Annotated in this window: 11 protein-coding genes, 4 tRNA genes and 1 rRNA gene; all 16 read left to right on the top strand. The window is 50.2% G+C overall.

The genetic code is table 11. From position 1 onward, the window contains the following. Positions 1-186 precede the first annotated feature (186 nt). The 16 genes from rrf (at position 187) to rpsL (ending at position 15,125) form a co-directional block, all read left to right on the top strand. Positions 187-302, top strand: a 5S ribosomal RNA gene (rrf, locus tag BM185_RS13450). A gap of 110 nt (positions 303-412) precedes the next feature. Continuing rightward, complete coding sequence (locus BM185_RS13455; protein WP_091964833.1) at positions 413-1,396, top strand: biotin--[acetyl-CoA-carboxylase] ligase; 984 nt, start codon at positions 413-415, stop codon at positions 1,394-1,396. Next, entirely contained in the window at positions 1,393-2,199 is an 807-nt protein-coding gene (locus BM185_RS13460) for a type III pantothenate kinase (RefSeq protein ID WP_091964835.1), read from the top strand. Before BM185_RS13455 ends, BM185_RS13460 begins: the two co-directional genes overlap by 4 nt. 94 nt (positions 2,200-2,293) lie before the next feature. After that, positions 2,294-2,377: transfer RNA gene (locus tag BM185_RS13465), tRNA-Tyr, on the top strand. Positions 2,378-2,392: 15 nt separating this feature from the next. Then, positions 2,393-2,466 (top strand) — tRNA-Gly (locus BM185_RS13470). Between the two features lie 5 nt (positions 2,467-2,471). Continuing rightward, positions 2,472-2,546 (top strand) — tRNA-Thr (locus tag BM185_RS13475). Between the two features lie 50 nt (positions 2,547-2,596). Continuing rightward, positions 2,597-2,672 (top strand) — tRNA-Trp (locus BM185_RS13480). A gap of 63 nt (positions 2,673-2,735) precedes the next feature. After that, complete coding sequence (secE, locus tag BM185_RS13485) at positions 2,736-3,104, top strand: preprotein translocase subunit SecE (RefSeq protein ID WP_091964837.1); 369 nt, start codon at positions 2,736-2,738, stop codon at positions 3,102-3,104. Positions 3,105-3,114: 10 nt separating this feature from the next. Next, positions 3,115-3,648 (top strand): transcription termination/antitermination protein NusG, encoded by a 534-nt coding sequence (nusG, locus tag BM185_RS13490; protein WP_091964839.1) that lies wholly within the window; start codon positions 3,115-3,117, stop codon positions 3,646-3,648. Positions 3,649-3,716: 68 nt separating this feature from the next. Then, entirely contained in the window at positions 3,717-4,148 is a 432-nt protein-coding gene (gene rplK / locus BM185_RS13495) for a 50S ribosomal protein L11 (protein WP_091964841.1), read from the top strand. Further along, entirely contained in the window at positions 4,149-4,844 is a 696-nt protein-coding gene (gene rplA / locus BM185_RS13500) for a 50S ribosomal protein L1 (RefSeq protein WP_091964843.1), read from the top strand. Between the two features lie 202 nt (positions 4,845-5,046). Next, the gene (rplJ, locus tag BM185_RS13505) at positions 5,047-5,547 is read left to right on the top strand and encodes a 50S ribosomal protein L10 (protein WP_091964845.1); all 501 of its coding nucleotides are present in this window, start codon (positions 5,047-5,049) and stop codon (positions 5,545-5,547) included. Between the two features lie 54 nt (positions 5,548-5,601). Then, positions 5,602-5,973: a 50S ribosomal protein L7/L12 gene (rplL, locus tag BM185_RS13510; RefSeq protein ID WP_091964847.1), complete on the top strand. Its 372-nt coding sequence runs from the start codon at positions 5,602-5,604 to the stop codon at positions 5,971-5,973. A gap of 204 nt (positions 5,974-6,177) precedes the next feature. After that, positions 6,178-10,257 carry a DNA-directed RNA polymerase subunit beta gene (gene rpoB, locus BM185_RS13515; protein WP_091964849.1) on the top strand — a complete coding sequence of 1,360 codons (4,080 nt, stop codon included), beginning with the start codon at positions 6,178-6,180 and terminating at the stop codon, positions 10,255-10,257. A gap of 98 nt (positions 10,258-10,355) precedes the next feature. After that, positions 10,356-14,570: a DNA-directed RNA polymerase subunit beta' gene (rpoC, locus tag BM185_RS13520; protein WP_091964851.1), complete on the top strand. Its 4,215-nt coding sequence runs from the start codon at positions 10,356-10,358 to the stop codon at positions 14,568-14,570. 183 nt (positions 14,571-14,753) lie between these two features. Next, positions 14,754-15,125, top strand: coding sequence for a 30S ribosomal protein S12 (gene rpsL / locus BM185_RS13525; RefSeq protein ID WP_091964853.1), 372 nt, complete (start codon positions 14,754-14,756; stop codon positions 15,123-15,125). The last annotated feature ends 35 nt before the right edge of the window (positions 15,126-15,160 follow it).

Here is a 15,160-nt window from a genome sequence, read left to right on the forward strand (position 1 = left end):
GCATTGAGCTAACCGGTACTAATGACCCGTGAGGCTTGACCATATAACACCCAAACGGTTTTAAGCGGTACTGAAACGACGTAAACCGGATACGAAACAGATGATGCTTTGACGAAGCGAACGAGATTGCTTGCCCCTTTTTAGGCTGTTGGCCTTAGTAACACCGCCAGCAACCAACCAGTTACGCCTGACGACAATAGCGAGTGGGAACCACCTGATCCCTTGCCGAACTCAGCAGTGAAACCGCTCAGCGCCGATGATAGTGTGGGGCTTCCCCATGTGAAAGTAGGTCATCGTCAGGCACTTATTAAAGAAAAACCCCCAGCTCAAAGCTGGGGGTTTTTTTATGCCTGTTGATTAGGTTACAAGTTCACTGGAAAAAGCTACACTTGCGGCTTGCTAGGGAGTTTTCATGAACCTTTATCCATTAATCAAGCTATTAAGTGACGGCAAGCCTCATACCGGTACTGAATTAGGTGATCAGTTAGCGATCAGTCGTACAGCAGTGTGGAAACAAATCCAAAAGCTTCCTGAGTTGGGTCTTGAGTACACCACAGACAAGCAATTAGGTTACTGCCTTCTTGAGCCTTTGGATTTGCTTGATGCGACAGCTTTGGCAGAGCAGATTAAGTCCCTCGACTCCTTTCATGATGCCAAGCTAGAAACCCTTCCTTTGGTCGGTTCAACTAATACCCACCTGCTCGATTTTGCCAATGCAGGACAAAATATCCACAAGCATTTTGTGACCGCTGAAATGCAGGTGCAAGGTAAAGGGCGTAGAGGGCGCCAGTGGATGAGTCCTTTTGCCTCCTCTCTGAGCTCTACACTAGGTTGGCACTTTGATGGCTCGGCCCAAAAGCTTCAAGGTTTAAGTCTTGCCATAGGTGTTGCCCTCTGCCGATGTTTACAGAAATATGGTTTTCCTGGAACAGGCCTGAAATGGCCCAATGATGTCTATCTCAATGGCAGTAAGTTGGGAGGAATACTCATTGAAATTACCGGTGACCTGGCAGGCCCCTGTATTCTTGTTGTAGGCTATGGCGTTAATTTTAGCCGTCCCCCTACATTTGATGCTTCCTTGATTGATCAAAGCTTCACCTTCCTTAGTGATCATACTGAAAAGCTGCCTTCACGAAATCAGTTGGTCGCTGACCTTTTTATTGAGGTTGCCAGGGTGCTGGAAAGTTATGCAATAACTGGCTTTCAGCCTCATGTGGAAGCTTGGAATCAGCTGCATATTTGGAAGGGTAAAAAGGTTCATTTGATCTCCGCATCGGGTCAGGAAGAAGTGCTTTTGGGTGATGTTAACCCGCTGGGTGAGCTGAATGTACAAGCTGCTGATGGCAGCTGGCGTTCTATTAACTCCGGTGAAATCAGTTTGAGGTTATCTGAGTGATTCTTGATCTTGATATTGGCAATACCCTGACCAAATGGCGCCTAAAATGCATTACTTCAAGCCGCATTCTGGATAGAGGTTCCATCTGGACACGCGATCGTTGGGAAGACTCAGACGAGATACCTGATTTTCGTGATCTTAAATTGATGCGCGTTTCCAACGTGGGCGGCAAGGAGGTTCTGCAGGAGGTAGAGCGACTGGCAAGGCGCTATCGGGTTCCTCTTCATGTTGCTCGCTCTTCAGAGCGCTTCTCGGGTGTGCGCAATGCCTATCGCCAACCATCAACACTGGGAGTAGACCGTTGGCTGGGGATTCTAGCTGGCTTTCATGCCGTGGGCGGGTGTTGCGTGGTTGACTGCGGTAGTGCGATCACCATCGATTTTGTCTTGGATGGGGGGCAGCACCTAGGTGGTTTTATTGCGCCAGGAATACGGCTAATGAAAGAGAGTCTGAAGCTGGGTACCCGCAATGTCCCTATAGACCCAGATGAGGATCACCAGGGAATGACTACACCCGGACGAACGACTCATCAGGCCGTCGGACATGGCATTTATTTGGCAGCAATTGGGCAAATAAATACGGCCTATACTCAAATTCAAATGGAACAGAAGCATAAGCTTCCAATTATTTTGACGGGTGGTGATGCTCTGCTAATTTCAGGTGGCTTGGATGTCATCCCTTATTGCTGGCCAGATATGGTCTACGCAGGTTTGGAGTTAATGTTTCCAGTGACCTCATCGGAAAAATCCGGACAACTCAGTGGTATGCCTGAAAGGAGTTTTGAAAAAAGACTTGCCGAATAAGAGCCTAGCTGTTAAAGTTGCCGCCGTTGTTTGGGGAGAGAGAAAATTCTTCCTTGACACAGGCATAAATTTGAGTATAATTTATCGCCTCGCTGGAGGGGTTCCCGAGTGGTCAAAGGGAGCAGACTGTAAATCTGCCGCGCGAGCTTCGAAGGTTCGAATCCTTCCCCCTCCACCAGTTTTTCCCGGGCAAGCGGGCATAGTTTAATGGTAGAACCTCAGCCTTCCAAGCTGATGACGCGGGTTCGATTCCCGCTGCCCGCTCCAAATAAGCTCATGTAGCTCAGGGGTAGAGCACACCCTTGGTAAGGGTGAGGTCGGCGGTTCAAATCCGCCCATGAGCTCCACGATTGAGTTTTGGTCGTGAGCAAGCGTCAAGTTCTTAATGCCAAATTTTAGGCCAGTAGCTCAATTGGCAGAGCAGCGGTCTCCAAAACCGCAGGTTGGGGGTTCGATTCCCTCCTGGCCTGCCAATCTTCCCCAGGTTGGTTTTGATATTTCCATACAAAGTGCTGCCGCAAGGAGTTAAATCCCAGATGAAAGCAAAAGCCGAAGCTCAGCCAGCTCGCCTGGATGGTTTTAAATGGGCTCTTGTAGTGTTGCTGGTTTCAGCAGCAGTGCTGGGAAACATGTATTTTGGTGATCAGCCTCTGCTCTATCGAGTGGCGGGCGTTGTTGTGTTGCTGGCCCTGGCGGCTGGTGTTTTTGCACAAACAGCCAAGGGGCAAAAGTTTCTGGCCATGGCCCGTGAAGCGCGGACTGAAATACGTAAGGTTATCTGGCCTACACGCCCTGAAACGACCCAGACAACTCTGATCGTTCTTGCTGCTGTAGCTATTGTTGCTCTGCTCCTTTGGCTCATTGATTCCTTCTTGAGCTGGATCATCCAAAGCCTGATTTACTAGGAGAAGCATTATGGCTAAGCGCTGGTACGTCGTACACGCCTATTCGGGCTTTGAAAAACAGGTTATGCGCTCACTTCAAGAGCGTGTCAATCTGAAAGAGATGGAAGATCTCTTTGGTCAGATTCTAGTGCCCACTGAAGAAGTTGTTGAAATGCGTGAAGGGAAAAAGCGCAAAAGTGAGCGTAAATTCTACCCCGGCTACGTGCTGGTGGAAATGGAAATGAATGATGATAGCTGGCACTTGGTAAAGGAAACGCCCAAGGTTCTGGGCTTTATTGGTGGTACACCAGAAAGGCCTGCACCCATTACTGAGAAAGAAGCTGATCAGATTCTTCAGCGTGTCCAGGATGGCACAGATAAACCTCGTCCTCGGACCATGTTTGAACCAGGTGAAGTGGTGCGCGTCCTGGATGGGCCTTTTGCCGATTTTAATGGTGTCGTAGAAGAAGTGAACTACGAAAAGAGCCGCCTGCACGTTTCAGTACTTATTTTTGGGCGAGCGACACCTGTAGAGCTGGATTTCGGCCAGGTAGAAAAAGATTAATTAGGTGCTGGTATTGCCAGCAAATTAAAACGGGGAGCCGCAAGGCGTTGAACCCACAGGAGTAAATTATGGCTAAGAAAGTACAAGCCTACATCAAGCTTCAAGTTGGAGCTGGTAAGGCGAACCCAAGTCCACCCGTTGGTCCAGCACTGGGTCAGCACGGTGTGAACATCATGGAATTCTGTAAAGCATTTAATGCTCAAACTCAGGAAATGGAAGCAGGTCTTCCGATTCCTGTGGTTATCACTGTTTACAGTGACCGCAGCTTTACTTTTGTCACCAAAACCCCTCCCGCAGCTGTACTGCTGAAGAAAACCCTGGGTCTTAAATCAGGTTCTGCTGAACCCAATAAGAACAAGGTTGGCAAAATTACACGCGAGCAGCTGGAAGAAATTGCCAAGATGAAAGAGCCAGATCTGACTGCAGCCGATATGGATGCAGCTGTTCGTACGATTGCCGGTACTGCGCGCAGTATGGGTATAGACTCGGAGGGTGTGTAAATGGCCAAGCTGACTAAGCGTCAAAAGCAAATTGCTGAAAAAGTTGATTCCAACAAGGCTTACACTCTTGAAGAAGCAGTCGAAGTTCTGGCTTCTCTGCCCCCTGTAAAGTTTAAAGAAACGTTTGAGCTGGCAGTTAACCTAGGTGTAGATCCACGTAAGTCTGACCAGGTTGTTCGTGGCGCAACTGTCCTGCCTAATGGTACAGGCAAAGATGTACGCGTTGCTGTTTTTGCTCAGGGTGCTGCTGCTGATGCTGCTAAAGAAGCCGGTGCTGACCTAGTAGGTATGGAAGACCTGGCCGAACAAGTCAAAAAAGGCGTCATGGATTTTGATGTTGTTGTCGCTGCACCTGACGCCATGCGTGTTGTTGGTCAACTGGGTCAGATTCTGGGTCCGCGCGGTCTGATGCCTAACCCCAAAGTTGGCACAGTAACACCTGACGTGGCAACTGCTGTTAAAAACGCCAAAGCTGGTCAGGTTCGTTTCCGTACTGATAAGAACGGTATTGTTCACGCGGGTATTGGTAAGGTTGATTTTGCTGCAGATGCTATCCGTGGCAACGTTGAAGCCCTGCTGTCCGATCTGAAAAAATTGAAGCCATCTTCTTCCAAAGGCGTTTATGTGAAGAAGGTGTCCTTGTCTACCACCATGGGTCCAGGCTTGACTGTTGATATTTCAAGCTTGAATCTGTGAGGTTACTTTGCGGAGCGGGCTAAGTTTTAGCCCGCTGACCGTCAAAGACCGTAGGTGTTTTTGTACTGCAAAAACTTAATTTCCTACGCAGATGGAGGCCGCCAGAATTGTCGGTCCAACCATCATAAACGACTCCGATCTTTCGGAGGGTTGGAAACCGTAGAGAGTTGCCAAGCAACTTCTCTCCAAGAGGAGCAAAAAAGTGGCATTAAGTCTGAAAGACAAAAAAGCTATTGTTGCTGATGTCAACAAAGCTGCCAAAGCTGCTCAGTCCGTAGTTGTTGCCGACTCGCGTGGCGTGACTGTAGGTGCAATGACCGAGCTGCGTAAGCAAGCTCGTGAAGCTCAGGTAGATATGCGTGTTGTGCGTAATACCCTGGCTCGTTTTGCTTTTGCAGACACTGCTTATGAAGGTCTGTCTGATCAGTTTGTAGGTCCTACACTGATTGCATTCTCCATGGATCACCCAGGCGCTGCTGCCCGGTTGTTCAAGGACTTTGCAAAAGATCAGAAAGAATTCGAAGTCAAAGCAATGGCTTACGAGGGTGAGATCATCCCAGCGAAGGATATCGATCGTCTGGCAAGTCTGCCAACTTACGACGAAGCGATCGCCAAACTGATGGCTACTATGAAAGAAGCCTCGGCTGGCAAGCTGGTACGTACTCTCGCGGCACTGCGCGACCAGAAACAAGAAGCGGCTTGATCGCTTCCTTAAATTTCCGAGTAGTTTACTCATTTTAATTTAGGTAGAGCTAACATGGCACTTAACAAAGAAGACATCATCAATGCCGTTGCTGAAATGTCAGTAATGGAAGTTGTTGAACTGATTGAAGCAATGGAAGAAAAATTCGGTGTTAGCGCTGCAGCTGCTGTTGTAGCTGGTGGCGCTGCTGGTGGCGGCGAAGCTGCTGAAGAGCAAACCGAATTTGACGTTGTTCTGGCTTCAGCTGGTGACAAGAAAGTTAACGTTATCAAAGCCGTTCGTGAAATCACCGGTCTGGGCCTGAAAGAAGCCAAAGGCATGGTTGATGGCGCACCTGCAACGGTTAAAGAAGGCGCTTCTAAAGAAGACGCTGAAGCTGCAAAAGCGAAGCTTGAAGAAGCCGGTGCTACGGTGGAACTCAAGTAATTTGCTTGGCAGCTTTAGGCTGCGGCAGTTGAATGGCTGGTGGCGCTTGCGCCCCCGGCCTTTTTCTGTTAAAGCCTGCTTTGCTGATTAGATATGACTGCATGTTTCACCTTAACCGGTGCATCGCAGTTGGGGCGCGCCTCCCCCTTAAGGCGTAGTGACCACTTGCGGTCTGGTTTCTGGTGAACAAGCTGGGGAAAATAGATGGCTTACTCGTACACAGAGAAAAAACGCATCCGCAAGGATTTCAGTAAACTACCAGTAGTAATGGATGTTCCTTACTTACTGGCCATACAGCTGGATTCCTATCGCCAGTTCCTTCAAGAAGATAAGGCTGGTGATGCGCGTACTGAAACTGGTTTGCATGCTGCATTTCAGTCCGTGTTTCCTATCGAGAGCTACTCAGGCAATGCAGCGCTTGAGTATGTAAGCTACCGTCTTGGTACCCCGGCGTTTGACGTCAAGGAGTGTATCCTGCGTGGCGTAACCTATGCTGCTCCCTTGCGCGTCAAGGTGCGCCTGGTTATTTACGATAAGGATTCGCCGAACAAGGCAATCAAGGACATCAAAGAACAGGAAGTTTACATGGGCGAAATGCCGCTCATGACAGAAAACGGTACCTTCGTTATCAATGGTACTGAAAGGGTTATTGTTTCCCAGTTGCACCGGTCACCTGGTGTTTTCTTTGATCATGACCGGGGTAAAACCCATTCGTCGGGCAAGCTTCTCTACTCTGCCCGTATTATTCCTTACCGTGGCTCCTGGCTGGATTTTGAATTCGATCCCAAGGATCTCGTATTTGTTCGTATCGACCGTCGTCGGAAGCTGCCAGCAAGCATTTTGCTTCGTGCGCTTGGCTATACAGCCGAACAGATACTGGAAATGTTTTTTGAAACCAGCACCTTTAATATTGAAAATAATGGTTTTTCAGTTGACCTGATCCCTTCACGCTTGCGTGGCGAAACCTCGTCTTTTGAAATTACAGATCAAGATGGCAAGGTGATTGTTGAGAAAGATCGCCGCATCACCCAAAAGCATATCCGCCAGATTGAAAAAGCGGGTATCAGTCGCTTGGCTGTTCCTGCTGATTACCTCTTTGGTAAGGTTTTGGCGCGGGATATGGTCGACCCTTCGACCGGTGAACTGATTGCCGAATGCAACTCTGAGCTGAATGCCGAAGTATTGACGAAGCTGGTTGAAGCCAAGGTCACCAGTTTTGAAACGCTTTACACTAACGACCTGGATTGCGGTCCCTTCATGTCGGATACCATTAAAGCGGATCCGACCCGTTCGCAGCTTGAAGCTTTGGTTGAAATCTACCGGATGATGCGTCCTGGTGAGCCACCCACTAAAGAAGCAGCGGAAAGCCTTTTCCAAAACCTGTTCTTCTCCGAAGATCGCTATGACCTTTCGGTTGTTGGCCGGATGAAATTCAACCGCCGCCTGCGCCGTGAAGAAGATACTGGCTCGGCTATTCTTCAGCACGAAGACATTATTGATGTCATGCGTGAGCTGCTGAATATTCGTAATGGTAAGGGTGATGTGGATGATATTGATCACCTGGGCAACCGCCGTATCCGTTCTGTCGGTGAGATGGCTGAAAACCAATTCCGTGTTGGCCTGGTTCGTGTTGAGCGCGCAGTAAAAGAGCGCTTGTCTCTGGCTGAAAGTGAAGGCCTGATGCCTCAGGACCTAATTAATGCCAAACCTGTCGCTGCAGCGGTTAAGGAATTCTTTGGTTCCAGTCAGCTGTCACAGTTTATGGACCAGAACAACCCGCTCTCTGAGGTGACTCACAAGCGTCGTGTTTCTGCGCTCGGCCCGGGTGGCTTGACGCGTGAGCGTGCCGGCTTTGAAGTACGTGACGTTCATCCAACGCACTATGGTCGTGTCTGCCCAATTGAAACGCCTGAAGGCCCTAACATCGGTCTGATCAACTCCTTGGCGACCTATGCACGTACCAACTCTTATGGCTTCCTGGAAACACCTTACCGTAAGGTAGTGGATAGCAAGGTAACGGATGAAGTTGCTTACCTGTCAGCGATTGAAGAAGGCCAGTTTGTTATCGCCCAGGCTTCCGCGAAGCTTAGCGATGACGGTGAATTGATTGATGATCTGGTTCAGGTGCGTCATAAGGGTGATACCACCTTTGTTACACCTGATCAGGTGACCCTGATGGACGTTTCGCCACGTCAGGTTGTTTCCGTTGCCGCTTCCTTGATTCCTTTCCTGGAGCATGATGATGCTAACCGCGCCCTAATGGGTTCGAACATGCAGCGTCAGGCAGTACCTACCCTTAAAGCAGATAAACCGCTGGTGGGTACAGGTATGGAGCGCTTTGTTGCGCGTGACTCAGGTGTTTGTGCTGTTGCTCTGCGCGGCGGTGTTGTTGACTCGGTTGACGCTTCACGAATCGTCGTTCGCATTAATGAAGGCGAGCTGATAGGTGGTGAGGCAGGTATCGATATTTACAACCTGACCAAGTACACCCGTTCTAACCAGAACACGTGTATTAACCAGCGTCCTATCGTTAAGCCCGGTGATCGTGTGACCCGTGGTGATATCCTGGCTGATGGTCCTTCAGTTGATATGGGTGAGCTGGCTCTGGGTCAGAACATGCGTATTGCTTTTATGCCCTGGAATGGTTTCAACTTTGAGGACTCGATTCTGGTTTCAGAAAGGGTTGTTGAAGAAGACCGTTTCACGACTATTCATATCCAAGAGCTAACCTGCGTGGCTCGGGATACCAAGCTGGGCTCAGAAGAGATTACTTCTGATATTCCCAACGTCGGTGAGTCGGCGCTGTCCAAGCTGGATGATTCAGGGATTGTTTATATCGGTGCCGAAGTTGGTCCTGGCGACATTCTGGTCGGCAAGGTAACACCTAAGGGCGAAACCCAGTTGACACCCGAAGAGAAGCTCCTGCGTGCCATCTTTGGTGAGAAGGCTTCTGACGTTAAGGATACGTCACTGCGTGTTTCTACCGGCATGAAGGGTACAGTTATTGATGTCCAGGTCTTTACCCGCGATGGCGTGGAAAAAGACAAGCGCGCTCTATCCATTGAGCAGATGCAGTTGGACGAGGTTCGCAAAGACCTTAAAGAAGAGTACCGGATTGCTGAAGAAGCGACCTTTACGCGTCTTCACAATGCTCTCGAAGGCCAGCCTGTCAACGGTGGTCCTAACCTTTCCAAGAATGAGCGCATTACTGCGGCTTACTTGGAAGAGCTGCCCAACGTGCAGTGGTTCAAGCTACGCATGCAGGACGAGTCTTTGAATGAGCTTCTTGCCCAAGCCCAGCAGCAGCTGGAAGAGCGCAAGAACATCATGGAAGAAAAGTTTGAAGACAAGAAACGTAAGCTGCAGCAAGGCGATGACCTGGCTCCTGGCGTACTCAAAATCGTCAAAGTTTATGTGGCTGTTAAGCGCCGCATTCAACCCGGTGACAAGATGGCTGGCCGCCACGGTAACAAGGGTGTTATTTCTGCGATCATGCCGGTTGAAGACATGCCTTACAACGAGAAGGGTATCCCCGTTGATGTGGTACTCAACCCGCTGGGTGTTCCTTCCCGGATGAACGTAGGTCAGGTTCTGGAAACCCACTTGGGTCTGGCAGCCAAGGGTTTGGGTGAGCGCATTGAAGAAATGCTCTTGGCTGAACGCGAAGCTCAGGTTACTGAAATCCGTAGCTTCCTGGAGCAGGTTTACAACCAGATCGGTGGCAAGAACAAGGAAGAACTGGACAGCTTCAGTGATGAAGAAGTCATCGAGTTGGCACACAACCTGAAAAAAGGTGTGCCCATGGCCACAGCCGTCTTTGATGGTGCCAAAGAGCACGAAGTCAAAGCCATGCTGGAGCTTGCTGGCCTGCCACGTAGTGGTCAAATGGACCTCTATGATGGCCGTACGGGTGACAAATTTGACCGCCCGGTAACGGTTGGCTACATGTACATGTTGAAGCTGAACCACCTGGTTGATGACAAGATGCACGCCCGTTCCACCGGTTCTTACAGCCTGGTTACCCAGCAGCCCTTGGGTGGTAAGGCACAGTTCGGTGGTCAGCGCTTTGGTGAGATGGAAGTCTGGGCGCTGGAAGCCTATGGCGCAGCGCACAGCTTGCAGGAAATGCTGACGGTTAAATCAGATGATGTGAATGGTCGTACCAAGATGTACAAAAACATCGTGGATGGCAATCACAAGATGGAGCCAGGTATGCCTGAGTCCTTCAACGTTCTGATTAAAGAAATACGTTCTCTGGCGATCGATATCGACCTGGAATATTAATACCCCAGGCAGATATGCGGGGAACCCCCATGCGGGGCTAGAGTAGAAAGTGCCGGCGGGCCAGTGGCCCGCCGTAACTCCAACGGGAGCTGCGGCTGATGAAAGACCTAGTCAATGTATTGCGTACTCAGGGACAACCTGAGGAATTTGAATCCCTCAAGATTTCCCTTGCTTCACCGGACATGATTCGTTCCTGGTCCTTTGGTGAAGTCAAGAAGCCAGAGACGATCAACTACCGTACCTTCAAGCCAGAGCGTGACGGTCTTTTCTGTGCCAAGATTTTTGGCCCGGTTAAAGACTACGAGTGCTTGTGCGGAAAATACAAGCGGATGAAGCATCGAGGCATCATCTGCGAAAAGTGTGGTGTTGAAGTTACCCAGGCCAAGGTGCGTCGTGAGCGTATGGGTCATATTGACCTGGCTTCTCCTGTTGCCCACATTTGGTTCCTGAAGTCCTTGCCATCACGCATTGGCTTGATGCTGGACATGACTCTGCGCGATATTGAGCGCGTCCTTTATTTTGAAAGTTTCATCGTTATCGATCCAGGTATGACCACGCTTGAAAAAGGTCAACTGCTGAACGATGAACAGTACTTTGATGCCCTGGAAGAGTTTGGCGATGACTTTGACGCCCGTATGGGTGCTGAAGCCGTTCAGGCACTGCTGAATGATATCGATCTGGATGATGAGATCGAAACCATTCGCGAAGAGATTCCTCAGACTTCATCTGAAACCAAGATGAAGAAACTGACCAAGCGCTTGAAGATTTTGGAAGCTTTCCGTGACTCCTCCAACCAGCCTGGCTGGATGGTGATGGAAGTGCTGCCCGTATTGCCACCCGATCTGCGTCCTCTGGTGCCTCTGGATGGTGGCCGCTTTGCGACCTCTGACCTGAACGATCTTTACCGTCGAGTCATTAACCGGAATAACCGTCTCAAGCGTCTGTTGGAACTCAATGCACCAGACATTATCGTGCGTAATGAAAAGCGGATGCTCCAGGAAGCGGTTGATGCCCTCTTGGATAATGGTCGTCGTGGTCGCGCCATCACGGGTAGCAACAAGCGTCCTCTGAAATCCTTGGCTGATATGATCAAGGGTAAGCAGGGTCGCTTCCGTCAAAACCTGTTGGGTAAGCGTGTTGACTACTCAGGCCGTTCGGTCATCACCGTTGGTCCTACGCTGCGCCTGCATCAGTGTGGTCTGCCTAAGAAAATGGCGCTGGAACTCTTCAAGCCGTTCATTTTTGCCAAGCTGGAAGCGCGTGGCCTGGCTACGACCATCAAAGCAGCCAAAAAGATGGTTGAGCGTGAATTGCCTGAGGTTTGGGATATTCTGGCTGAAGTCATCCGCCAGCACCCTGTTCTCTTGAACCGAGCACCGACGCTTCACCGTCTGGGTATCCAGGCGTTTGAACCTGTCCTGATCGAAGGTAAGGCCATCCAGCTGCACCCACTGGTATGTGCGGCCTATAACGCCGACTTTGACGGTGACCAGATGGCGGTTCACGTGCCTCTGACTCTGGAAGCCCAGCTCGAAGCCCGTGCCCTGATGCTGTCGACCAACAACGTCCTGTCGCCTTCCAATGGTGAGCCCATTATCGTTCCTTCGCAGGACGTGGTTTTGGGTCTCTACTACATGACCCGTGAGAAAATCGGTGCCCAGGGTGAAGGTCGCTTCCTGAGCGGAATCGATGAAGCTGAACGTGCCTATGCAACGGGTGCGTTAAGCTTGCATGCTCGCGTTAAGGTACGTATCACTGAAACGGTTAAAGAAATTGAAGGGGATCCAGAAACCCGCACCTTCATGGCCGATACGACCGTTGGTCGGGCGTTGCTCTTCCGCATTCTGCCCAAGGGCTTGCCCTTTGAGCTGGCTAACCAGCCACTGAACAAAAAAGCCATTTCACGCTTGATCAACGAGGCATATCGCCGCGTGGGTCTCAAAGACACGGTTATTTTTGCTGACCAACTGATGTATACCGGCTTCCGTTATGCGACCTGGTCAGGTTGTTCAATTGGTGTAAACGACTTCGTTATTCCTGATGAGAAAGCGAAAATCGTTGCTGAAGCAGAAGCTGAAGTGAAACAAATCGAGCAGCAGTTTGCTTCCGGTCTGGTCACTCAGGGTGAGAAGTACAACAAGGTTATCGACATCTGGTCCAAGGCGAACGACAAGGTTGCCAAGGCAATGATGGTCGGTATTTCCAAAGAGAAAGCAGTCGACTCCAAGGGTGTCGAGCATGAGCAGGACTCGTTCAACAGCGTCTTTATCATGGCTGACTCAGGTGCTCGGGGTTCTGCTGCCCAGATCCGTCAGCTAGCCGGTATGCGTGGTCTGATGGCCAAGCCTGATGGCTCGATCATTGAAACCCCCATCGTGGCCAACTTCCGCGAAGGTCTGAACGTACTTCAGTACTTTATCTCGACTCACGGTGCGCGTAAGGGTCTGGCGGATACTGCCTTGAAGACTGCTAACTCGGGCTACCTGACGCGTCGTTTGGTTGACGTAGCCCAAGACCTGGTTGTTACAGAAGAAGACTGTGGCACCGAAGAAGGCTTGGTTATGCACCCCATCATCGAAGGTGGCGATATCATCGTACCTCTGTCCCAGCGCGTTCTGGGTCGTGTGGTGGCGCGCGATGTTATCAGTGCTGAAACCGGTGAGGTGGTCATTTCCAAGGGCACCCTGTTGGATGAAAAATGGTGTAACCAGCTGGATACCCTGAGTGTCGATGAAATTATCGTTCGCTCCACCATCACTTGTGATACGCGCTACGGTGTTTGCTCCAAGTGTTACGGTCGTGATCTCGCACGTGGCCACCAGGTCAACGTGGGTGAGGCTGTCGGTGTTATTGCTGCTCAGTCGATCGGTGAGCCAGGCACCCAGCTGACCATGCGTACCTTCCACATCGGTGGTGCGGCCTCGCGTGCATCAGCAACGGATAGTGTTCAGGTTAAGCATGGTGGCAAGGTCCGCTTCCACAACATCAAGGTGGTTGACCGTGATGATGGCAAGTTGGTTGCTGTTTCCCGTTCTGGGGCCTTGGCGATTGCCGATGCTCAGGGCCGTGAGCGCGAATACTACAAGCTGCCCTATGGTGCTGAAATCAACGTTCGTGACGGCGAGGCGGTTGAAGCTGGTCAGATCGTTGCTAAATGGGACCCACACACTCATCCAATCGTTGCCGAAGTGGCCGGTCGCGTTCAGTTCAGTGATATGGAAGATGGCATTACCATCAACCGTAACATTGATGAATTGACGGGTCTGTCGTCGATTGAAATCATCGAGACTCAGCACCGTCCCGCAGCTGGTAAAGACAAGCGTCCTATGCTGCTGCTGTTGGATGAGAATGGCAAAGAAATCATCCTGCCTGGCAGCCAAACGCCTGTGCAGTACATGATGCCTGGTAAGGCCGTAGTGACCCTTGAAGACCGTTCAGAAGTTAAAGTCGGTCAAATCATTGCCCGTATTCCTCAGGAAAGCAGTGGTAACAAGGATATTACCGGTGGTCTGCCGCGTGTTGCTGACCTCTTCGAAGCGCGTAAACCGAAAGAGCCCGCTGTACTGGCAGAAATTTCGGGAACCATCTCGCTGGGTAAAGAAACCAAAGGCAAACAGCGTATAGTGATCACTCCAAATGACGGTAGTGATCCTGTTGAAACCTTGATTCCCAAATGGCGTAAGATCAACGTCTTTGAAGGTGAAACAGTGGAAAGGGGTGAGGTGATTTCTGATGGCCCATCCAATCCTCACGATATTTTGCGCCTGCTGGGTGTTAGCGAGCTGGCGAAATATATCACCAGCGAAGTACAGGATGTTTACCGCCTTCAGGGTGTAGGTATCAACGATAAGCACATTGAAGTTATCGTGCGCCAGATGCTGCGCAAAGTTGAAATTACAGATCCAGGTGATTCTAGCTTTATTGGTGGTGAGCAGGTTGAATACTTCAAGGTTGTCGAAGAAAATCGCCGCCTCGAAGAAAACAGCAAGTTTGCTGCCAAGTTCAATCGCCTGTTGCTGGGTATTACCAAAGCATCTTTGGCAACTGAATCTTTCATTTCGGCGGCTTCCTTCCAGGAAACAACACGTGTCCTGACCGAAGCTGCAGTGACCGGCAAGAAGGATTATCTGCGCGGTTTGAAAGAAAACGTTGTTGTAGGCCGCTTGATTCCAGCGGGTACCGGCTTGACTTATCACGCGCAGCGTAAGCGTCGTCGCGAAGATCAAGAAGCCTTGCTTGCCGGTCCAAGTGCGAGTGAAGTTGAAGCGGCCTTGACCAGTGAGCTGTCAGCACTGGATCAAGATGAGGAATAAAGCATAAAAAAGGTCAGGATTTGCAGGAAATAACCTGCAAGTCTTGACCTTGTCTACTGGGTGACCGTAGAATGCGCTTCCTCAAAAGAGGGGATAGGTGCGTCTATCCATTTTGTATTATCAGAAATCTGCCTAGTTGAAGCACCCATTTTGGTGCCTAAACAGACATTGGAGTTTGCTTGCATGGCAACAATTAATCAGTTGGTTCGCAAGCCACGCAAACGGAAAGTAGCCAAGAGTGACGTTCCTGCACTTCAGGCTTGCCCACAAAGGCGTGGCGTATGTACTCGTGTTTACACGACTACACCTAAAAAACCTAACTCGGCACTGCGTAAAGTCTGCCGTGTGCGTCTGACCAATGGTTATGAAGTTTCTTCATACATTGGCGGTGAAGGTCACAACCTTCAGGAGCACTCGGTCGTTCTGATTCGCGGTGGTCGTGTAAAAGACCTTCCTGGTGTGCGTTATCACACCGTGCGTGGTGCTCTGGATACTTCCGGTGTACAGGATCGTAAGCAAGGTCGTTCCAAATACGGCGCCAAGCGTCCTAAGTAATTTTATTAACCACTGTCTGATAAGAGTAAGGCCAG

The organism is Marinospirillum celere (assembly GCF_900112235.1).
Lineage (GTDB): Bacteria > Pseudomonadota > Gammaproteobacteria > Pseudomonadales > Halomonadaceae > Marinospirillum > Marinospirillum celere.

What these genes read in the sequence shown, in the direction of transcription:
- rplL (WP_091964847.1), top strand. Translation starts at nt 5,602, where the DNA reads ATGGCACTTAACAAAGAAGACATCATCAATGCCGTTGCTGAAATGTCA.
- rpoC (WP_091964851.1), top strand. Translation starts at nt 10,356, where the DNA reads ATGAAAGACCTAGTCAATGTATTGCGTACTCAGGGACAACCTGAGGAA.
- rplA (WP_091964843.1), top strand. Translation starts at nt 4,149, where the DNA reads ATGGCCAAGCTGACTAAGCGTCAAAAGCAAATTGCTGAAAAAGTTGAT.
- rpsL (WP_091964853.1), top strand. Translation starts at nt 14,754, where the DNA reads ATGGCAACAATTAATCAGTTGGTTCGCAAGCCACGCAAACGGAAAGTA.
- secE (WP_091964837.1), top strand. Translation starts at nt 2,736, where the DNA reads ATGAAAGCAAAAGCCGAAGCTCAGCCAGCTCGCCTGGATGGTTTTAAA.
- BM185_RS13455 (WP_091964833.1), top strand. Translation starts at nt 413, where the DNA reads ATGAACCTTTATCCATTAATCAAGCTATTAAGTGACGGCAAGCCTCAT.
- rplK (WP_091964841.1), top strand. Translation starts at nt 3,717, where the DNA reads ATGGCTAAGAAAGTACAAGCCTACATCAAGCTTCAAGTTGGAGCTGGT.
- nusG (WP_091964839.1), top strand. Translation starts at nt 3,115, where the DNA reads ATGGCTAAGCGCTGGTACGTCGTACACGCCTATTCGGGCTTTGAAAAA.
- rpoB (WP_091964849.1), top strand. Translation starts at nt 6,178, where the DNA reads ATGGCTTACTCGTACACAGAGAAAAAACGCATCCGCAAGGATTTCAGT.